This window comes from Massilia sp. 9096, assembly GCF_000745265.1.
Taxonomy (GTDB): domain Bacteria; phylum Pseudomonadota; class Gammaproteobacteria; order Burkholderiales; family Burkholderiaceae_D; genus Telluria.
Genome location: NZ_JQNN01000001.1, coordinates 939,652 through 959,794 on the forward strand (window position 1 = coordinate 939,652; position 20,143 = coordinate 959,794).

The 20,143-nt window shown below is 70.1% G+C and carries 13 protein-coding genes; 5 read left to right on the forward strand and 8 right to left on the reverse strand.

Translation table 11 applies throughout. The annotated features are described in order from the left end of the window. Positions 1-35: 35 nt before the first annotated feature. On the forward strand, positions 36-2,522 hold the full coding sequence (locus tag FA90_RS04135) for a heavy metal translocating P-type ATPase (protein WP_036166238.1): 2,487 nt from the start codon (positions 36-38) through the stop codon (positions 2,520-2,522). Between the two features lie 28 nt (positions 2,523-2,550). On the opposite strand, the gene FA90_RS24770 is transcribed toward FA90_RS04135, so the two are convergent. The 5 genes from FA90_RS24770 to FA90_RS04160 all read right to left on the reverse strand — a co-directional run bounded on the left by FA90_RS24770 (position 2,551) and on the right by FA90_RS04160 (position 10,425). Beyond that, the gene (locus tag FA90_RS24770) at positions 2,551-5,808 is read right to left on the reverse strand and encodes a PAS domain S-box protein (RefSeq protein ID WP_051971407.1); all 3,258 of its coding nucleotides are present in this window, start codon (positions 5,806-5,808) and stop codon (positions 2,551-2,553) included. Between the two features lie 70 nt (positions 5,809-5,878). Next, the gene (locus FA90_RS04145; protein ID WP_036166240.1) at positions 5,879-7,264 is read right to left on the reverse strand and encodes a multicopper oxidase family protein; all 1,386 of its coding nucleotides are present in this window, start codon (positions 7,262-7,264) and stop codon (positions 5,879-5,881) included. Next, positions 7,261-8,865, reverse strand: a complete 1,605-nt coding sequence (locus FA90_RS04150) for a TolC family protein (RefSeq protein WP_239700529.1) — start codon at positions 8,863-8,865, stop codon at positions 7,261-7,263. The genes FA90_RS04145 and FA90_RS04150 overlap by 4 nt, the downstream gene beginning before the upstream one ends. Before the next feature lie 72 nt (positions 8,866-8,937). Next, a complete protein-coding gene (locus FA90_RS04155; protein ID WP_156116575.1) occupies positions 8,938-9,390 on the reverse strand; it encodes a hypothetical protein in 453 nt (150 codons plus the stop codon). A gap of 90 nt (positions 9,391-9,480) precedes the next feature. Beyond that, positions 9,481-10,425, reverse strand: a complete 945-nt coding sequence (locus FA90_RS04160; protein WP_051971408.1) for a cation diffusion facilitator family transporter — start codon at positions 10,423-10,425, stop codon at positions 9,481-9,483. Between the two features lie 116 nt (positions 10,426-10,541). Here FA90_RS04160 and FA90_RS04165 point away from each other — a divergent pair, with 116 nt between their 5' ends. Next, entirely contained in the window at positions 10,542-13,232 is a 2,691-nt protein-coding gene (locus FA90_RS04165) for a bifunctional acetate--CoA ligase family protein/GNAT family N-acetyltransferase (protein WP_036166245.1), read from the forward strand. Positions 13,233-13,313: 81 nt separating this feature from the next. On the opposite strand, the gene FA90_RS04170 is transcribed toward FA90_RS04165, so the two are convergent. After that, complete coding sequence (locus FA90_RS04170; RefSeq protein ID WP_036166248.1) at positions 13,314-14,594, reverse strand: DEAD/DEAH box helicase; 1,281 nt, start codon at positions 14,592-14,594, stop codon at positions 13,314-13,316. A 205-nt stretch (positions 14,595-14,799) separates the two neighbouring features. Between FA90_RS04170 and FA90_RS04175 the strand changes: the two genes are divergently transcribed. Both FA90_RS04175 and FA90_RS04180 read left to right on the forward strand, forming a co-directional pair. Next, entirely contained in the window at positions 14,800-15,330 is a 531-nt protein-coding gene (locus tag FA90_RS04175) for a hypothetical protein (RefSeq protein ID WP_036166251.1), read from the forward strand. A gap of 121 nt (positions 15,331-15,451) precedes the next feature. Continuing rightward, positions 15,452-16,918 (forward strand): NAD(P)/FAD-dependent oxidoreductase, encoded by a 1,467-nt coding sequence (locus FA90_RS04180; protein ID WP_036166254.1) that lies wholly within the window; start codon positions 15,452-15,454, stop codon positions 16,916-16,918. Positions 16,919-16,954: 36 nt separating this feature from the next. On the opposite strand, the gene FA90_RS04185 is transcribed toward FA90_RS04180, so the two are convergent. After that, positions 16,955-17,674, reverse strand: coding sequence for a sensor histidine kinase (locus tag FA90_RS04185; protein WP_051971409.1), 720 nt, complete (start codon positions 17,672-17,674; stop codon positions 16,955-16,957). 189 nt (positions 17,675-17,863) lie between these two features. Between FA90_RS04185 and FA90_RS04190 the strand changes: the two genes are divergently transcribed. Next, positions 17,864-18,379 carry a hemerythrin domain-containing protein gene (locus FA90_RS04190; protein WP_081933631.1) on the forward strand — a complete coding sequence of 172 codons (516 nt, stop codon included), beginning with the start codon at positions 17,864-17,866 and terminating at the stop codon, positions 18,377-18,379. A 28-nt stretch (positions 18,380-18,407) separates the two neighbouring features. On the opposite strand, the gene FA90_RS04195 is transcribed toward FA90_RS04190, so the two are convergent. Further along, positions 18,408-20,033 carry a response regulator gene (locus FA90_RS04195; RefSeq protein WP_036166257.1) on the reverse strand — a complete coding sequence of 542 codons (1,626 nt, stop codon included), beginning with the start codon at positions 20,031-20,033 and terminating at the stop codon, positions 18,408-18,410. Positions 20,034-20,143: the final 110 nt, after the last annotated feature.

Here is a 20,143-nt window from a genome sequence, read left to right on the forward strand (position 1 = left end):
AGGATTATCCTGTCAAGGTAGACAGGAGAATCTGGATGGAATTCGACATCGAAGGCATGACTTGCGCGTCCTGCGTGGCGCGCGTCGAAAAAGCCCTCAACAGCGTGCCCGGCGTGGAAAACGCCACGGTCAACCTGGCGACCGAGCGCGCCAGCGTCGCCGGCGCCGCCGTTGCGCCCGAGAGCGTGCTGGCGGCGATCGGCCGCGCCGGCTACGCGGCGCGCCTGCGCGCGCCGGCGTCCGACCCGTCGATCGAACCCCCGGCCGCGGCCGAGGCGAAGGGATTGCCGAGCTGGTGGCCGGTGTCCGCGGCGGCGCTGCTGTCGCTGCCGCTGCTGGCGCCGATGCTGGCCGCCGCCTTCGGGCTGCGCGCGATGCTGCCGGGCTGGCTGCAGCTGCTGCTGGCCACCCCGGTGCAATTCTGGCTGGGCGCGCGCTTCTACCGCGCCGGCTGGAAGGCGCTGCGCGCGGGCAGCGGCAACATGGACCTGCTGGTGGCGCTGGGCACCTCGGCCGCGTACGCGCTGTCGTGCTGGCAGCTGGCGGCGGGGGAGGCGCATCTGTATTTCGAATCGTCGGCGCTGGTCATCACCCTGGTCCTGCTCGGCAAATGGCTGGAAGGGCGCGCCAAGCGCCAGACCCTGCATGCGATCCGTGCGCTCGAAGCGCTGCGCCCGGCCACGGCGCTGGTGCGGGTCGATGGGCGCGACCAGGAAGTGGCGCTCGGCCTGCTGCGCGTCGGCGACCTGATGGTGGTGCGCCCGGGCGAGCGCGTGCCGCTCGACGGCCGCGTGCTCGAAGGCCGCAGCCACGTCGACGAGTCGATGCTGACCGGCGAGAGCCTGCCGGTCGCGCGCCAGGCCGGTGACCCGCTCAGCGGCGGCGCGGTCAACGGCGAAGGCCTGTTGCTGGTCGAGGCGACCGCGGTCGGCGCCGCCACCATGCTGGCGCGGATCATCCGCATGGTCGAGGACGCGCAGGCGGCCAAGGCGCCGATCCAGCGTCTGGTCGACCGCGTCAGCGCGGTGTTCGTGCCGGCCGTGCTGGCGCTGTCCCTGGTCACGCTGCTGGCCTGGGGCCTGGCCACCGGCGACTGGAAAGGAGCCTTGCTCAACGCCGTGGCGCTGCAGGTGATCGCCTGCCCGTGCGCGCTCGGCCTGGCGACGCCGGCCGCGATCATGGTCGGCACCGGCGCCGCCGCGCGCCACGGCATCCTGATCAAGGACGCCGAGGCGCTCGAGACCGCGCATGCCGTCGACGTGGTCGTGTTCGACAAGACCGGCACGCTGACCGAAGGCCGGCCCACGCTGGCCGCCGTGGACGCCCACGATCCGCGCCGCGTGACGACGCTGGCGGCCGCGCTGCAGCAGGCCAGCAGCCATCCGCTGGCGCGCGCGGTGCTCGACGTGGCGCGTTTCAACCATCTGGCCGTGCCCGAAGGCCAGGACGCGCGGGCGCTGCCCGGGCGCGGCATGCGCGCGCGCGTGGGCGCGGACACGGTGTGGCTGGGCAACTGCCGCCTGCTGGACGAGATCGGCGCGGCCGCTGTGGCGCCGGATCTGCTCGACGCCGCGCACCGCCACGAAGAGGCCGGCCGCACCGTGTCCTGGCTCGCCGTCCAGCGCAACGGCGCCGGCGCCATCGCCGTCGAGGGCCTGCTGGCCTTCGGCGACCGCGTCAAGCCGGGCGCCGCGGCGGCGGTGGCGCGCCTGCGCCGGCTCGGCATCGAGGTGCGCATGCTGACCGGCGACAACCGCGGCAGCGCGCGCGCCGTTGCCGCCCAGCTCGGCATCGACCATTATGAGGCCGAGGTGCTGCCGGCCGACAAGGCGCGCGTGGTGCAGGAACTCGGTGCGGCCGGACGGCGCGTGGCGATGGTGGGCGACGGCATCAACGACGCGCCGGCGCTGGCCGCGGCCGCGGTCGGCATGGCCATGGCCGGCGGCACCGAGGTCGCGATGCACACGGCCGGCGTGACGCTGATGCGCGGCGATCCGCAGCTGGTCGCGGACGCCATCGACGTCTCGCGCCGCACCTGGCGCAAGATCCGCCAGAACCTGGGCTGGGCCTTCGTCTACAACCTGGTCGGGATTCCGGTCGCCGCCTTCGGGCTGCTCAATCCGGTGCTGGCCGGCGCGGCGATGGCGCTCAGCTCGGTCAGCGTGGTCACCAACGCGCTGCTGCTGCGCGGCTGGCGTCCGGCTGCCGCGACGGCGGCGCGCACGGCGGCTACAATCGACCCAGGCACCGACATGCAAACCGGGCTGCTGCCACTGCCTGTACCGCAGCCCGACACCCAAGGAGAAACCACGATGTACGAATTGACCGTCGAAGACATGACTTGCAACCACTGCGTGGGCCGCGTCACCAAGGCCGTGCAGAAGATCGACGCCGACGCCAGAGTCGCGATCGACCTGCCGACCAAGACGGTGCGCATCGACAGCCACGCCGACCTGGAGCGGATCGCCGCCGCGATCGACGACGCCGGCTATCCGGTGACCGGGCGCGCCGCCGCTGCCTGATCTCGAACGGCGCGGCTGCCTGAGCGCGCTAAGCCTTGCCGGCCGCGATCGCGCCGGCGAGCGCGGCGATGCTGGCCAGGTCGACCGGCTTGGTCAGGTGGCGGTCGAAGCCGGCGCGACGCGAGCGTTCGCGGTCTTCCTCGGCGCCCCAGCCGGTGACGGCGGCCAGCATGACGCCATCGAACGCCGGCTCGCGCCGGATCGCCTCGGCCAGTTCGTAGCCGTTCATGCCCGGCATGCCGATGTCGAGCAGGGCCAGGTCGGGTTTCGATTCACGCATGGCGGCCAGCGCGGCGCGGCCGTCGTGCACGATGTCGACCGTGTGACCCTCCAGCTGCAGCGATTGGGCCAGCAGTTCGGCGGCGTCGCGGTTGTCGTCGGCGATCAGGATGCGCAGGCGCGCGCGCGCGTGCGGCGGCACGCCGGGCGCGGCCTGGACGGCGGTCCCGGGTTCGGGATGGCCGGCTTGCGCGGACGACGGCGCGTCGGGCGCCAACGGCAGGCGCAGCGTGAAGCGGCTGCCCTGGCCGGGCCCGGCGCTGGCGGCCGCCACGCTGCCGCCGTGCTGCTCGGCCAGGCTCTTCACCAGGCTCAGGCCGATGCCCAGGCCGCCCTGGGCATAGCTTCTGCCGTGGCGCGACTGGCTGAACATCTCGAACAGGGTCGGCAGGGCGTCCGCCGGGATGCCGATGCCGTTGTCGCTCACATCGATCAGCGCGTCCTGCCGCTCCACCCGCAACGCCAGCGCGATGTTGCCGCCTTCCGGCGTGTACTTGGCGGCGTTGGTCAGGAGGTTGGCGATCACCTGCACCAGGCGGTTCGGGTCGGCGTCCAGCACCATCGGCTGCGGCGGTGCGTCCACCGTCAGCGTGTGGGTGCGCGCCTGCACCTGCGGCAGCGCCGCCTCGACCGCGTTGGCGGCGACTTCCTGCAGCACCACGTGTTCGCGCTTGAGCTCGATCTTGCCGCTCTGGATGCGCGCCAGGTCGAGCAGGTCGTTGACCAGGTGGATCAGGTGGTTGACCTGGCGTTCCATCATGCCGCGCACCTTGGCGAGCGACGCCGCGTTGCCCGGATTCAGGCGCATCAGGTCCAAACCGGTGCGGATCGGCGCCAGGGGATTCCTCAGCTCGTGCGCCAGCGTGGCCAGGAATTCGTTCTGGCGCCGGTTGGCGCGCGCCAGGTCGTCGGCCAGGCGGCGCAGCGCTTCGTCGGCCTGCTTCTGGGCGGTGATGTCGCGGAAGATGATTGCCACCTTGTCGGTCGACTCCGGCTCGGCGCGCGCGATGAACACGTCGAACCAGCGTCCCAGCGGTTCGGCATACTGCACGATGCGCATCGGCTCCCCGCTCGCGGCGACCTGCGCGTATTGCTTGTGCCAGGTGTGCTCGATGTCGGGCGCGACCTGGCGCGCAGTCTTGCCGACGACGTCCGGCAGGCCCGTGTGTCGCGAATAGGCCTGGTTCGTCTCCAGAAAGCGGTGGTCGACCGGGTTGCCTTGCGCGTCGTAGATCAGTTCGATGACGCAAAAACCTTCGTCGATCGACGATATCAGGGTGCGGTAGCGCTGCTCGCGCTCGCGCAGCTGCGCTTCCATCGCGCGCTGGCGCGTGATGTCGATCACCACGCCGGGCAGGCGCACCGGCTGGCCATCCTCGAACTCGACCTTGCCGCGCGCGTGCACGACGCGCTCGCAGCCGTCCATGCCGCGCACCCGGTAGATGCAGTCGTACAGCTCGCGGGACGCGCGCGCGCGCGCCATGCCGGCCTTGATGGCCGGCAGGTCGTCCGTGTGGATCCTGGCCAGGTAGGCGAGCGGCGAGGCGTCGGCCACCTCGGCCGCCGACAGGCCGTGCAGGTGCGCCATGTTGGCGTCGGCGTGCAGCTTGTAGCGGGCCAGGTCGAACATCCAGGTGCCGATCTCGCCCGCGCTGAGCGTGGCTTCCAGGCGCGCCTGGGCGTCGCGCAGCTGGTCGATCAGGCGCTTGCGCGCGCTGATGTCGGCCGCGGTGCCGATCACGCGGTGCGGCCGGCCGTCCGGGGTGCGGTGCAGGCGGCCGGTGAATTCGAGCCAGCGCCATTCGCCGCTGGCGCGGTGGCGGTAGCGGCCCTCGAAATGGAAGGCGCGGTCGTCGTCGATGGCGGCGGTCAGCGCGCGCCGGTACGGTTCGACGTCGTCCGGGTGCGCCAGTTCGGCCATGAAGCGCTCGGAGCTGAGCGGCTCCTCGCCGCGCGCGACCCCCATGATGTCGAACATGCGCTCGTTTTCCCAGGCGGCCCGGTCGCGCTGGGCGTCCCAGCTCCAGATGCCGAGGTTGGCGGCTTCGGCGGCCAGCTGCAGGCGCTCGGCGTTGTCGCGCGAGCGCGCCTCGGCTTCGCGCCGGGCGCTTACGTCGACCACCACGGCAATCACGCTGGAGAGCTCCTGCTGGCCCGCTTCGAAGATCGGCGAGACGATCTTGTTGACCCATACCGCCGCCCCGTCCGGGCGCAGCAGGCGGTTCTCGATTTCGAACGGCTGGCCGCTGCGGCGCAGCCCGCCCAGCGCCACGCGGTTGGCGGCGCGATCGTCCGGGTGCGTCAGCAGGTCGACGCGCTGGCCGATCACGTCCTCGCGCGCGCGCCCGACGATGCGGCAGAAGGTGTCGTTGGCGCTCAGGATGCGCAGTTCGAGGTCGGCCTCGACGAAGCCGGCGGCGGTCTGGCGGATCAGCGACTGCAGGTGCGCCTGGCTGCGTTCGAGCTCGGCGGTGCGCGCGATCACGCGCTGGTCGAGCGTGCGGTTCAGCTCGTGCACCTCGATTTCCGCGCGCATGCGGGCGGTGCTCTCGATCACGGTGCTGGTCATGCCGCGCACCTGTCCGGCGTCGTCGCGCAGGGGCGAGCAGAAGATCGTGAACCAGCCCTGTTCTAGCACGCCGTTGCGGCGGATGTTCAAGGGGACGTCATGCACCTCGGGCGAGCCGCCGGCGTAGGCGCCTTCGACCAGCGGCTCGATCTGCGGCCAGATCTCGGCCCAGACCTCGGCGATCGGCCGGCCCTGCGCCCAGGGATCCTTTTCGCCCAGCAGCGCGGTGTAGCCTGCGTTGTAGATCAGGCAGCGCTGCGGCCCCCACACCATCCCCATCGCCACCCGCGCGTCGAGCATCATGCCGACGTTGGCGCGCAGCGCGGCCGGCCAGGCCGCGGGCGGGCCGAGCGGCGTCGCGCCCCAGTCGGTGCGGTTGAACTCGGCGTGGAAGGCGCTGGCTTCGGCGAAGGGGCGTGGAGCGGGGTTCGTGTTCAAAATTGACGGCCAGGGGCAAGAGCGCGGATCACAGATGATAAACCTATTCCGCCCCTCCCGCTCATCCATTCTAGTGGCCGCCGTGCTCCCCGTGGCCGCCGCGCCGCACCGTGGCCGCCGGCGCGCCGGCCTCGGACGCCCCCGCCTGGCCTGGTGCGCGCACCGTGTCCGGCGCGGCCGCGGTCCACTCGCGCGCCACCGTGCCCTCGGGATGACGGTACCAGCCCGGGTCGCGGTAGTCGCCGCGCGCCAGGCCTTCGCGCACCTTGATCATGGTGAACATGCCGCCCATCTCGATCGGGCCGAACGGGCCGCGTCCGTCCATCATCGGCAGCGTGTTCTCCGGCAGCGCCATGCGCATGCTGCCCATCGAGCCGCCCTTGTCGCCCATCGCCATGTAGCCGGGCACCAGGTCGTTGATCTTCTGCGCCAGGCCCTTCTGGTCGACGCCGATCATGGTGCGCACCTGGTGGCCCATGGCGTTCATGGTGTGGTGCGTCTTGTGGCAGTGGAAGGCCCAGTCGCCCGGATTGTCGGCCACGAACTCGATCGCCCGCATCTGGCCCACGCCGATGTCGACCGTGACTTCAGGCCAGCGCGCGGCCCGGGGAATCCAGCCGCCGTCGGTGCCGGCGACCTCGAAGCGGTGGCCGTGGATGTGGAACGGGTGGTTGGTCATCGTCAGGTTGCCCAGGCGGATGCGCACGCGGTCGTCTTTTCTCACTACCATCGGGTCGATGCCGGGAAAGGCGCGGCTGTTGATGGTCCACAGGTTAAAGTCGAGCATCGTGTTGACGTTGGGCGTGTAGTTGCCGGGGTCGATGTCGTAGGCGTTGAGCAGGAACACGAAGTCGCGGTCGACCGCGTGCTGGCGCGGGTCCTTCGGGTGCGTGACCCAGAAGCCCATCATGCCCATCGCCATCTGCGTCATCTCGTCGCCGTGCGGGTGGTACATGAAGGTGCCGGCGTAGCGCGCGGTGAACTCGTAGACGTAGGTCTTGCCGGGCGCGATGCCGGGCTGGGTCAGGCCGGCCACGCCGTCCATCCCGTTCGGCAGGATCTGGCCGTGCCAGTGGATGCTGGTGTTTTCCGGCAGCTTGTTGGTGACGAAGATGCGCACGCGGTCGCCCTCGACCACTTCGATGGTCGGGCCCGGACTCTGGCCGTTGTAACCCCACAGGTTGGCCTTCATGCCGGGTGCGATCTCGCGCACCACGGGTTCCGCCACCAGGTGGAACTCCTTGACGCCGTCCTTCATGCGCCAGGGCAGGGTCCAGCCGTTGAGCGTGACGACGGGGTTGTAGGGACGGCCGTTGGGCGGGGCCAGCGGGCCTGCGGTGGCGCTCGAGCCCTGTTGCGGCGCCTCGGGGACGGCGGCGGCGCCGGCCTTGGTCACCAGCGCGGCGCCGCTCAGGGCGAGGCCGCCGCCGGCCAGGAAGTTTCTACGGGAGGTCATTGGATGTGTTCCTTGTGTGCGGGCGCGGCCATGTCGGGCATGTCTTTCATGTCGTGCATGTCGTGCATGTGCTGCATTGCGGGCTCGGACGCCGGCGCCGATACCGGAGCCGGAGCCGGCGCCGGATCCGGCACGGGCGCGGCGCCGGCCGGCCAGTCGGCCGCACGCATGCCGAGCGCGCCTTCGAGCGTGGTCCGGGCTAGCCAGAATTCCTTGAGCGCGTCGATGTAGGCGTCGACCGCGTCGGCCTGGTCGCGCGCATCGGACAGCAGGTCTTCGGGACCGATCTGCATCGCGTTGTAGCGCAGCAGGACTTCCTTGGCGATGCGGCGGCGCAGCGGGATGATGGTGTCGCGGTAGTGGCGCGCCAGCTCGTAGGCGCTGCGATAGCCGTCGTAGCCGTCGCGCGCCTCGCTGGCGGCCGTGAGCGCGGTGTCGGCCACGTGCTGCAGCGCCGCCATGTAGGTCGCCTCGGCCCTGGCCACGCGTGCGCCGCCCCAGTCGAACAGCGGCAGGCTGACGGTCAGGTTGTAGCCGTGCAGCGTGCTCGCCCGGGTCGCCGGCTGGTTCATCGGCCCGAGGTCGAGCACGTTGATGAAGCGCGTGGTCCGGCTCAAGCCCAGGTCGGACGCGGTGGCCGCGGCGGCGGCCTTGGCGGTCTGCACGTCCAGGCGCCGCGCCAGCGCCAGGCCCTGCGCGTCAGCCAGGGTCGCGGCCGCCGCCGGCAGCTCGGGCAGGTGAGCCGGCAGCGTGTAGGCGAGGTCGTAGCCGGGGTCGGCGCCCTGCAGCCCGAGCTGGCGCGTCAGCGCCTCGCGCGTGCGCGTGGCGTCGCGTGTCGCGCGCGCGAGGTCGGCGTGGGCTTGCGCCGCGTACAACTGTTCGCGCATCAGATCGAGCCGGCTGACGTTGCCGGCCCGGACGCGGCGCCCGGCCAGGTCGGCGCCGGCGGCGGCGGCCTGCTCGACGGTGCGCGCATACTCGAGCGCCTGGCCGGCGGCGACCGCCTCGACCCAGGCGCGGCGCGTGTCCAGCGCCTGGCGCTCGATGCGCGCGGCGATGTCCAGTTTGGTCTGCTCGAAGCGGCGTCCGGCCAGGCGCGCCTGCAGCGGCTTGGTCAGGATGTCGAGCAGGTCGAAGCCGAAGGTGCGCTGCAGCTGCACGTTGCCGCCGCTGCCCAGGCGCTGCAGGTTGAATTCGGGATTGGCCAGGCGCGTCGCCTGCACCAGGTCGGCCTGGGCGATGCCGGCTTCCCAATAGGTGGCTTGCAGGCCCGGGTTGGCGACCAGGGCGACGCGCACCGCGCCGTCCATGTCGAGCGGCTGCGCCAGCAGCTGGCGCACGGCGGCCTGCAGTTCCTGCCGGGTGGCGGGATCGCGCGCCAGGCGCGGTTCGACGCCGACGTGGGCCTGTGCGGTGCGCGCGACGTCGCCGAAGCCGCGGTCCGGGGTCACCGTGGCGCAGCCGGCCAGCAGGGCCATGGCGGCGCCCAGGAGCGGCAGCGACTTCGGCAGCTGCAGCGGCAGCGGCAGCGGCGGCCTTGCGGACCGCGGCGACGCGCGCGTATGGCCGGCGTGCGCCGGCGATTGCATGGGGTGATGCATGGGTCTCATTCCTCGTGAATGCGTGGGTCGACGCCGCAGGGCCTGCGCACGGGCAGGCGGCGGCGGAGAACGTCAGGCGAAGGCGGGACGCGGCGGGCGTTCGAGCAGGAAGGGGTCGACGCTGGGCAGGTGGCCGGGCCGGAACGGCACCGCGACGAAGGCCGCGGCCGGGCCGCCCGGCGTGGGCGCGAAGGCGGGAGCGGGCGCCACGCCGGCGCAACAGGCGGCGCAGGCGCTGCAGCGCCCGTGCGCGTGCTCGCCGTGTTCGCCATGGCGATGGCGATGGCTGCGGACGGCGCCGTCGTGGCAGGCGGCCGGCGGCGCGGGCTGGTGTGTGATCGCGTGTGCGATCCGGTGTGTGTCCAGGGCGCCCGTGTGCGTCTGCATTCCCATCTGCAGGGGTGCGCCGGCCGATGCGGCAAGCGGCGCGGGCACGTGGCCGTGCGGCGCGCACGGCTGCGCGGTGGCCGCGGCCAGGCCCGGCAAGGCCAGCAGCGTCAGCCACAGCAACATCGAACGTAGCATGAGCAAAAGCGTCGTCATCACGCGCCGATTCTAGCATGCACGCTGTGCTAGCATCCCATCATTGGCAACGGGTCGGGATGGTCGTGTATGTCAGGGCATCGTCGCGCGCAGGGCGCCGGATTCGAAATAGATGTGGCGGATGGTCGGGAACACCGCGCCGACCGCCTTTTGCAGGCGCGCGATCGCGGTCTCGACCTCGTCGATGCGCATGCCGCGCTTGAACTGCACCGCGGCCGTGAGCAGCACCTCCTCGGGGCCGAGCTGCATGCTCATCAGGCGGTCGACGCACAGCACCGCGGCATCGTCTTCGAAAATGCCGCGCACGCGCCGGATCGCATCCTGGCCCATGCTTTCGCCGACCAGCAGGTTGCCGGTCTCGCGCCCCAGCGTGAAGGCGGCGCCGACCAGCAGCACGCCGATCAGGATCGAGGCGGCCGGGTCGAAGTAGGGGCTGTCGAAAATATAGCCGAGCGTGATGCCGATCGCCGCGATGGCCAGGCCGATCAGCGCCGCCGAATCCTCGATGAACACCGTGAACACGGTGGCGTCCTTGGACGCGCGCATGGTCTGCCACAGGCTGGCGCCGGGCTTGCGCTTCTTGTTGAGCTCCTTGCGCGAGACGTTCCAGCTGTAACCCTCGAAGCAGGCCGACACCGCCAGGACCAGGTAGTTCCACAGCGGGTCTTCCAGCGGTTCCGGATTGCGCAGCGCCTGGATGCCGTGATAGATCGAAAAGCCGCCGCCGAGCGAAAACACCGACAGCGCCACCATCAGCGCCCAGAAGTACAGCTCTTTGCCGTAGCCGAACGGGTGCCTGGCGTCGGCCGGCTTGGCGGCCTGCTTCTCGCCCAGCATCAGCAGCAGCTCGTTGCCGGTGTCGACGGTCGAGTGGATGCCCTCGGCCAGCATGGCCGCGCTGCCGGTGATCGCCGCGACCACGAACTTGGCCACCGCGATGCCGAGATTGGCCGCCAGCGCCGCGTAGATCACCTTGTTGCCGCCTTTTTTCTTGTCGTCCTTGCCTTCGTCCGCCATGTCCTGTCTATCCTCTGCCCGCTGTGTTCGTGCTTCCAGTGTAGCCAATCCGCCAAGATCGGCTTGCACGGCTGGGCGCGCGCCATGCGGCCGGGCGTTTCGAAAGGAGGCGCGGCATGAGCGTGCGTAACCTGCGCCAGCTGTTCGCGCCGCGCTCGGTGGCGCTGGTCGGCGCCTCCGAGCGAGCCGGCAGCGTCGGCGCGACGATGCTGCACAACCTGCTGGCCGGCGGTTTCAAGGGCACGATCTACCCGGTCAATCCGAAGTACGACCAACTGGCCGGATTGCAGGTCTGGCACGACGTGGCGCGCCTGCCGCAGGCGCCCGAGCTGGCCATCATCTGCACCCCGGCGCCCACCATCCCCGGCATCGTGCGCGCGCTGGGGGAACTGGGCACGCGCGCGGCGGTCGTGATGAGCGCCGGCCTGGCGCACGCGGTCGATGCGCGCGGGCGCAGCCTGCGCCAGGCCACGCTGGACGCGGCCAATCCCTACCTGCTGCGCATCCTGGGGCCGAACAGCGCGGGCCTGCTGGCGCCCGGGCTGGGACTGAACGCCAGCATCTCGGCCGGTGGCGCGCCGGCCGGGCGGATCGCCTTCGTGTCCGAATCCGGCGCGCTGATGAACGGTGTGCTGGACTGGGCGCGTGCGCGCGGCATCGGCTTTTCCAGCTTCGTCTCGCTGGGGGAGTCGAGCGACGTCGACTTCGGCGACGTGCTCGACTACCTGGCCAGCGACGCCTCGACCGGCGCCATCCTGCTGCACGTGGAAGAGGTGCGCCACGCGCGCAAGTTCATGTCGGCGGCGCGCGCGGCGGCGCGCAGCAAGCCGGTGCTGGTGCTCAAGGCCGGGCGCTCGCAGGAAAGCGCCGGCGCCGCGGCCTGCCTGTCGGGCGTGCTGGCGCGTCCCGACGACGTGTACGACGCGGCGATCCGGCGCGCCGGCATGCTGCGCGCCTATACCACCGGCCAGCTGTTCGCGGCGGTCGAGACCCTGGCGCGCGCCAAGCCGCTGTACGGCGAACGCCTGGCGATCCTATGCAACGGCGCCGGCCCGGTGGTGCTGGCGGCGGACGCGCTGCAGTACGGCGGCGGCCAGCAGGCGGTGCTCGGCGAGGACACCGTGCGCCGCCTGCGCGCGCTGGTGCCGGAATGGCGCGGCAGCGGCCCGCTCAACCTGCGCGGCGACGCCCCGCCCGAGCGCTACCGCGACGTCGTCGACCTGCTGCTGCACGACGCCGGCGTCAATGCGGTGCTGATGATCCACGCCCCCAACGCCGTGGTCGACCCGGCCGAGGTGGCGCGTGCGGTGGCGCCGCTGGCGCGCGCCTCGAACCGCAACGTGCTGGCCTGCTGGCTGGGCGCGCAAACCGTGGCCCAGGCGCGCGAGATCGCCCAGGAAGCCGGCATGCCGGCCTACCGCACGCCCGAGGAAGCGGTCAACGGCTTCCTGCAGATCGTCAACTACCGGCGCAACCAGCATTTGCTGATGGAGGTCCCGGCCTCGATCGGCGACGGCGAACCGGACCGCGCGCATGCGCGCACGCTGGTGCGCGAGGCGCTGGCGCATGGCCGCAAGACCGGGCGCTACCTGCTCGACGACGCGGCCACCAAGGCGATCCTGGCGGCCTACGGCATCCCGGTGGTGCCCACGCGCGCCGCCGCCACGCCCGAAGACGCGGTGGGGGCGGCCGAGCGCATCGGCTTTCCGGTCGCGCTGAAGATCCAGTCGCCGGACGTCGACCAGAAGAGCGACGTCGGCGGCGTCACGCTCGACCTCGATACGTCCGAAGCGGTGCTCAAGGCGGCCGAGCGCATGCGGCGCCGCCTGGACGAGCTCAAACCGGGCGCCCGCCTGGACGGCTTCATCGTACAGGCGATGGCGCGCAATCCGCAGGCGCACGAACTGATCGCCGGGGCCGCCACCGACCCGGTGTTCGGGCCGGTGATCCTGTTCGGGCAGGGCGGCCTTGCGGTCGAGGTGGCGGCCGACCACGCGGTCGGGCTGCCGCCGCTGAACACGGTGCTGGCGCGCGACCTGATGGCGCGCACGCGCGTGGCGCGCCAGCTGGCCGGGTATCGCAACCACCCGGCCGCCAACCTGGACGCGATCGCCGCGGTGCTGGTGCAGGTGTCGCGCCTGGTGGCCGACCTGCCGGAAATCGTCGAACTCGACATCAACCCGCTGCTGGCCGACAGCCGTGGCGCCATCGTGCTGGACGCGCGCATGCGTATCGCCATGGCCGATCGCGCCGGCTCGACGCTCGACCGGCTGGCGATCCGGCCTTATCCGGCCGAGCTGGAAGAACCGGTCGACTGGCACGGCGAACGGATTTTGCTGCGCCCGATCCGCCCCGAGGATGGCCCGGCCCACGTCGCCTTGTTCAATGCGCTCACGCCGGACGACGTGCGCTACCGCATGTTCGTGCGCATCCGCGAGCTGCAGCCGGCCCAGCTGGCGCGCTTCACCCAGATCGACTACGACCGCGAGATGGCCTTCATCGCCACGCGCACCGGTCCGGATGGGCATCCCGAAACGCTGGCGGTCAGCCGCGTGGTGACCGACCCGGACAACGTCAGCGCCGAATTCGCGGTGACGGTGCGCTCCGACCTGAAGGGCAATGGCCTGGGCATCATGTTGATGAACAAGCTGATCGCCTACTGCCGCGCGCGCGGCACGCGCGAGATCGTCGGCGAGGCGCTGCCGCAGAACGCGCCGGTGATCGGGCTGGTGAAAAAGCTCGGCTTTACGGTCGGGCCGGTGGACGAGGACGAGGGCACGCGCAAATTCGCGCTGTCGCTGCGCTGAGCGCAAGCCCTGGCGCAGCCACAGCGCGGCCGATGCGCCACGCGCACGAAAGCGCCGGCGTAGGAGCGTGACGCCAGCGCCTCAGCGCCGGAAGCGCACGTCTTCCTGCACCACCTTCGCGTCTGCGCGCGCATCACGCTCGGCCTTGCCCTTCTTGGGTTTCTTCGGCTTCTTGACGATTTGCCCGCCGGCATTGGTCTGCGGTACGCGGTGCTCGGGTTCGAAGCCCGGCTCTTCCTCGCGCTGCAGCGTCTGTTTGGTCAGCGCTTCGATCGCGGCCAGCTGCTGGACTTCGTCGGCGCACACCAGCGACACCGCTTCGCCCGACGCGCCGGCGCGGCCGGTGCGGCCGCTGCGGTGCACGTAATCCTCGGCGACGATCGGCAGGTCGACGTTGACCACCGCCGGCAAGCCGTCGATGTCCAGGCCGCGCGCGGCGACGTCGGTGGCGACCAGCACGCGCACTTCGCCGGCCTTGAAGCGCTCGAAGGCACGCAGGCGCGCCGGCTGCGGCTTGTCGCCGTGGATCGAGTCGGCCGAGATGCCTTTTTGTTCGAGCAGCTCGACCAGCGCGTCGACGCCCTTGCGGGTCTTGACGAAGGCCAGCACCTGCGACCAGGCGCGGGTTTTCAACAGGTGCAGGAACAGCTCGGGCTTTCTCTTCTTGTCGACCGGGACGATCCATTGGCGGATCGCCTTGACCGTGGTGTTGGCGGGGCTGGCTTCGATGCGCACCGGATCGACCAGCAGCTTGTCGGCCAAGGCGCGGATCGGGTCGGAAAAGGTGGCCGAGAACAGCAGCGTCTGGCGTTTTTTGGGCAGCAGGGCCAGCAGCTTGTCGATGTCGCGCGAAAAGCCGAGGTCGAGCATGCGGTCGGCCTCGTCCAGTACCAGCGCCTGCACCGCGTTGAAGCGCACCGCGTTCTGGCGCTGCAGGTCGAGCAGGCGACCGGGCGTGGCGACCAGCAGGTCGACGCCTTTGCGCAGGCGCATCATCTGCGGATTGATGCTGACGCCGCCGTAGGCGACCATGGTGCGCAGGGGCAGGCCGGCGCCGTAGGCTTTCGCGCTGTCGTGCACCTGTTCGGCCAGTTCGCGCGTGGGCACCAGGACCAGGGCGCGCACGCAGTTACTCTCCACCTTTTTGCTGGCGACCTGGCCATCGTCCGAGGTCAGGCGCTGCAGCAGCGGCACGGCGAAGCCGGCGGTCTTGCCGGTGCCGGTCTGGGCCGCGGCCATGACGTCGCGTCCCGCCAGCACGGCGGGGATCGCCTGGGCCTGGACCGGCGTCGGTTTTTCGTAAGACTGCGAGGCGAGGGTGCGGACGATCTGGTCGATCAGGCCGAGCGAAGCGAACGACATGGGCAATGGAAGAGAAGGGCGAAAGGCGACAGTGTACCCTGCCGCGCCCGCGGCGTGCAGCCGGCGCGGTCTGGTCGTTGCCTGGGTCGACGGCGGCGTTGGTTACATGCAGTGAAGAATGTAAGTATCTGTTGCAGCTTGAGAAACGCAAGATTCCCTTTGATAAACTTGACACATTCCTTGCAGTTTCGAGAGAGAGGCACATATGAAAAAATTAATCGTCGGCATGGCGCTGTGCGCCGCAGCGTTCCCGGTCCTGGCCCAGACCAACGTCAGCATCAGCGTCGGCCAGCCCGGCTTCTACGGCCGCGTCAACGTCGGCGACTTCGCGCCGCGTCCGGTGCTGTACGCGCCGCAGCCGGTCATCATCGAGCAGCGTCCGCGCTACGTCGCCGAACCGGTCTACCTGCGCGTGCCGCCGGCGCACCGCATGCACTGGGCGCGCTACTGCGGCCGCTACAGCGCCTGCGGCATGCCGGTCCTGTTCGTGCGCGACGAGTGGTACACCCGCGATTACGTGCCGGCCTACCATCGCCGCTTCGGTCCTCCGGGCCGCTTCGTCGAATACGGCGGCCCGCGCTGGGAGCACGGTCATGGCCGCCCGGAATTCCATGACCGCGGCCGCCACGAAGGCTGGGACCGCGGCCACGGCGAATGGCGCGGTCACGGCGAAGGCCGCGGCGAATGGCACGGCGAAGGCCGCGGCCACGGCGAGGGCCACGGTTACGGCCGCTGATCGCAGCCCCCGGGCAACGGCGCGCGGATCCGCTCGCACGCCGTAGTAAACTGCCTGCAACAGCCCGGTCCAAGCCGCTTGCCGGCGGCTGGACGGCGGGCTTCATGCGCGGGAGGCGGATTTGCAAAGCGAGATCGTGATCGTAGGCGGCGGGGCAGGCGGGCTGGAACTGGCTTGCAAATTGGGCCGCAAGCTCGGCCCGGACAAGGTGATGCTGGTCGACAGCCGCCTGTATCATGTGTGGAAACCCTCGCTGCACGAGGTCGCGGCGGGCACGCTCGACATCCACCAGGAAGGCCTGTCCTACCAGATGCTGGCGCACGATCGCGGCTTCACCTTCGTCTACGGCGCGATGACCGCGCTGGACGCGGCCAAGCGCACCTTGAGCGTCGGCCCGGTCAGCGCCGCCAGCGATGGCGAAGAGATTTTCCCGGCGCGTACGATCGGCTACCGCGCGCTCGTCCTCGGGGTCGGCAGCACCTCGAATTATTTCGGCGTGCCGGGCGCACGCGAAAACACCATTTCCCTGAACGCCACCGAGGACGCCGAGCGCTTCCGCCTGCGCCTGTTGCGCCTGCTCGCCCAGGCCGCCGAAGACAAATCCGGCGGTCCCGGGCGTGCGGCCAACCAGGGCGCGGCGGTGGCCAGGGCGGTCAGCGCCGGCAGCTTCGAGTCCGGCGTGGTGCCGACCGACCGCATGGCCGAGCTGGGCGGCGCCGGCGCCGGCGGCGGCCCCGACGCCGGGCTGGACGCGGCGGCGCTGGCCCCGGGCCGCCATGCCGATGGGCTCGACATCGTGATCATCGGCGGTGGCGCCACCGGCGTCGAACTGGCTGCCGAGCTGCGCGAAGCCTCGGGCGCCTACGCCGTGTACGGCTTCTCGCGCCTGCAGGTGCAGCGCGACGTGCGCATTACGCTGCTGGAGGGCGCGCCGCGCATTCTCGCCCCGCTGCCGGAAAAGGTGTCGGGCGCGGCCCTGCGCCTGCTGAACGAGCGCGCGATCAGGGTGGTGACCGATTGCCGCGTCACGCACATCGAAAAGCAGGCGGTGGTCGACGCCGACGGCAACCGCTATGCGGCCGACATGTGCGTCTGGGCCGCCGGCATCCGCGCGCCCGAGTTCCTGTCTTCGCTGGGTCTGCCGACCAACAAGGGTGGGCAGATCGAGGTCGACAGCCACTTGCGCGTGCCGGGCGTGGAAGGCGTGTATGCGCTGGGCGATTGCGCCGCCTGCATCGACGGCAACGGCAAGCCGGTCCCGCCGCGCGCCCAGGCCGCGCACCAGCAGGCCGATTACCTGGTCAAGACCTTCATGAACATGATGGCCGGCTATCCGCCGCCCAAGCACCCCTATACCTACCGCGACTACGGTTCGCTGGTCTCGATCGGCCACAGCACCACGGTCGGCAGCCTGATGGGCTCGCTGCGCGGCGCCAGCATGTTCGTCGAGGGCTTCATGGCGCGCATCATGTACCTGAGCCTGCACCTGATGCATCACCAGGCGGTGCTGGGGTCGGTGCGCACGGGATTGCTGGCGCTGGCGCGCTTCCTGATCCGGCGCACCACGCCGATCGTGAAACTGCATTGAAAAGCGGGGTCGTCCCGGCGCAGGCCGGGGCGGCGATCAAGCCGGCTGTTTGGGCAGGACCAGCGTCAACGCCGCACCAGCACCGTCCGGCCCGCGTCCCAGCGTCAGCGTCCCGCCCAGCAGGCGCGCGCGTTCGCGCAGCATGCGCAGGCCATGGCAGCTGAACGAGTCCGCCGCGGCCTCGAGCGGACCGACGCCGTTGTCGCGCACGGTCAGCATGGCCTGGTCGCCGTCGTCGTCGAGGATTACCTCGACCGCGCTGGCCTGCGCATGCGCCAGCACGTTGCGCAAGCCTTCCTCGGCGCAGCGCAGCAGCGCCACGCCCTGTTCGCGCGTGAACTCGGGATCGTCGTCGGGCAGGCTGGCCCGGGCCTTGATGCCGTGCTCGCGGCCCCATTCCGTGACCAGTTCCGAGATCGCCGCCTTCGGTCCGAGGAACTCCAGCTTGTCGTTCCACAGCGCCAGCTGCATCTTGCGGTTGGTTTCGATGATGTTGTTGAGCAGCTGCTTCATCTGCGCCGCGCGGTCGCGCTGCGGCTGCTCGTGCAGGTGCTGGCTCAGCAATGCAAGATGCATGGTGAGCGCGGTCATCGACGAGCCCAGGCTGTCGTGCAGCTTGCGCGCGAGCTGGCGCCGTTCGTCGTCCCAGCAGGTCGTCAGGTGGCCGAGCAGCTCGGTCAGCTCGGCGGCGCGCGCGGCGTCCGCCGTGGTACCGGGATCGGGCAGTTCAGGCGGTTCTTGTGCCGAAGCTTTCATAAATGCAACCAATTTATGTTTCTCTGGATGATACAACAGCTTGGCCGACGGTGGCGCGCAGGATTTCCGGCTCTGTGAGTTGCCGTACAGTCCACTTTTGTTTTTCGGAGGAAGCTGAAGACTCTGGCTGCACGCAGGCCTTCACTGAGCAATTCATTAAGCAATTCACTGAGCATAAAGGGGAACATCATGACCACGAGACAACAATCGGGTGCCCAGAGCGGCGCCGCCAAAGGCATCGAGTCGATCGCCGGCCAGGATGCGATCGAACTGCTGACCGCCGACCACCGCGAAGCCTCGGACCTGTTCGAACAGTTCGAGAACCTGAGCGACCGCGCCAAGGCCAGCAAGCAGAAGATCGTGCAGAAGGTCTGCAAGGCCCTGCTGATCCACACCCAGATCGAAGAAGAGATCCTGTACCCGGCCGTGCGCGAATACGTCAAGGACCTGGCCGACCAGGTCGACGAAGCCGTGGTCGAACACGCCGCCGCCAAGGATCTGATCCGCCAGCTGCACGACATGAACCCGGACGAGGACCTGTACGATGCCAAGGTCAAGGTGCTGAGCGAGGAAATCGAGCACCACGTCGAGGAAGAAGAGAAGGAAATGTTCCCGAAACTGCGTCAGAGCAAGATGGACCTGAACGCCATCGGCCAGGAATTGGCCCAGCGCAAGCAGGAACTGCAATCGACGCTGACCTTCTGATCAGCGTTTTCCCCGCCCGCGCCGGCTGCTACAGCGCCGGCGTGGCCGGCTGGGGCGCCGGTTCGGCCAGCTGGCCCAGCAGGGCCGGCAGATCGACCGGCTTGACCATGTGCAAATCGAAACCCGCTTCCAGCACGCGCCGCTGGTCTTCCGCCAGGCCATAGCCGGTCAGGGCGATCAGGCGCAGCGCGCGCGTGGCCGGATCGTCGCGCAGGCGGCGCGCCACTTCGTAGCCGTCGATGCCGGGCAAACCGATGTCGACCAGCGCCACACCCGGGCGTTCGGCCAGCGCCACCCGCACACCTTCCAGGCCATCGCGCGCCTGCAACACCGGATAGCCGTAGGACGCCAGCATCGTGGCCATCATTTCGCGGCCATCGTCATTGTCTTCGATCAGCAGCACGCTCGGCTTGGCCGGGCCGGCGTCGATGCAGGCCGGCAGTTCCGGCGCGTGGGCCGCTTCCACCCGCGGCAGGCGGATTTCGAAGATGCTGCCGGCGCCGCTGCCGGCGCTGGTGGCCGACACCGAGCCGCCGTGCAGTTCGACCAGGCGGCGCACCAGCGACAGCCCGATGCCCAGGCCGCCCTGCGAGCGGTCGATCGAGATCGCGCCCTGCACGAATACGTCGAACACGTGCGGCAGCAGGTCGGCGGCGATGCCCACGCCCGAATCGCGCACCTGCAGCACGGTGTGGTCATACTCGCGCCCGACCGTGATCTGGATGCTGCCGCCCGACGGCGTGTATTTGAGCGCGTTGTCGATCAGGTTGGTGGCGATCTGCTCCAGGCGGGTGGCGTCGCCGTCGACCCAGCCCGGCTCGAACGCGGCGCTGATCTGGTAGCCGTTGGTGCGGCCGGTGGCGCGGAACGTGTCCAGGCAAGCCTCGACGAGCTTGCCCAGGTCGATGCGCTTGCGCGACAGCAGGATCTTGCCCGACATTGCGCGCGACAGGTCGAGCAAATCGTCGACGATGCGCGACAGGTGCTGGGTCTGGCGTCCGATGATCTGGCGCGCGCGCGCGACCGATTCGGCGCCCACGCCCGGCATGCCCAGCAGCGACGAGGCGCTGCTGATCGCCGACAGCGGATTGCGCAGCTCGTGCCCGAGCATCGCCAGGAATTCGTCCTTGGCGCTGCTCTTGCGCTCGGCGGCGCGGCGTTCTTCCATTTCGCGCACCAGGCGCTTGTTGGTCGCGGTCAGCTCGGTGGTGCGCTGCGACAGCTTTTCGGTCTGGCGCTTGAGCTGCTCGTTCTTCATCGCCAGCGTGACGAACACCTGCACCTTGGCGCGCAGGACCTGCGGGATCACCGGCGTGAACATGAAGTCGGCGGCGCCGCGCTGGTAAGCCTTGAGGCGGTCGATCTCGTCGGCAAGGAAAGCGGTCACGAAGATGATCGGGATGTCGGCCGAGCGCGGGCGCTGGTGGATCGCCTCGGCGGTCTCGAAACCGTCCATGCCGGGCATGTTAACGTCCAACAGGATCACGGCGAAATCGTGACGCAGCACCTGGCGCAAGGCGTCTTGCCCCGAGCGCGCGGCAAGAACCTCGTAGTGGCTTTCCTCCGCCCACTGTTCCAGCAGGCTAGTCAGCGCCAGCAGGCTGGCGGGATCGTCATTGACGACGAGGATTTTGGGCTTGTCGGACTGGGACACGTTAAAACGGTGCGTCAGTGCAGGTTGATATGAACAAAGTCAAAGGATAGCAAAGCGATGCTACCGAGCAAAACCGATTGTTAAGAAGTGTTGCACTTGATCATGATAAC

Coding starts and splice junctions, on each gene's coding strand:
- FA90_RS04155 (WP_156116575.1), bottom strand. CDS start 9,390: ATGCTACGTTCGATGTTGCTGTGGCTGACGCTGCTGGCCTTGCCGGGC.
- FA90_RS04135 (WP_036166238.1), top strand. CDS start 36: ATGGAATTCGACATCGAAGGCATGACTTGCGCGTCCTGCGTGGCGCGC.
- FA90_RS04175 (WP_036166251.1), top strand. CDS start 14,800: ATGAAAAAATTAATCGTCGGCATGGCGCTGTGCGCCGCAGCGTTCCCG.
- FA90_RS04145 (WP_036166240.1), bottom strand. CDS start 7,264: ATGACCTCCCGTAGAAACTTCCTGGCCGGCGGCGGCCTCGCCCTGAGC.
- FA90_RS04185 (WP_051971409.1), bottom strand. CDS start 17,674: ATGAAAGCTTCGGCACAAGAACCGCCTGAACTGCCCGATCCCGGTACC.
- FA90_RS04160 (WP_051971408.1), bottom strand. CDS start 10,425: ATGGCGGACGAAGGCAAGGACGACAAGAAAAAAGGCGGCAACAAGGTG.
- FA90_RS04190 (WP_081933631.1), top strand. CDS start 17,864: ATGACCACGAGACAACAATCGGGTGCCCAGAGCGGCGCCGCCAAAGGC.
- FA90_RS04170 (WP_036166248.1), bottom strand. CDS start 14,594: ATGTCGTTCGCTTCGCTCGGCCTGATCGACCAGATCGTCCGCACCCTC.
- FA90_RS04150 (WP_239700529.1), bottom strand. CDS start 8,865: ATGCATCACCCCATGCAATCGCCGGCGCACGCCGGCCATACGCGCGCG.
- FA90_RS04165 (WP_036166245.1), top strand. CDS start 10,542: ATGAGCGTGCGTAACCTGCGCCAGCTGTTCGCGCCGCGCTCGGTGGCG.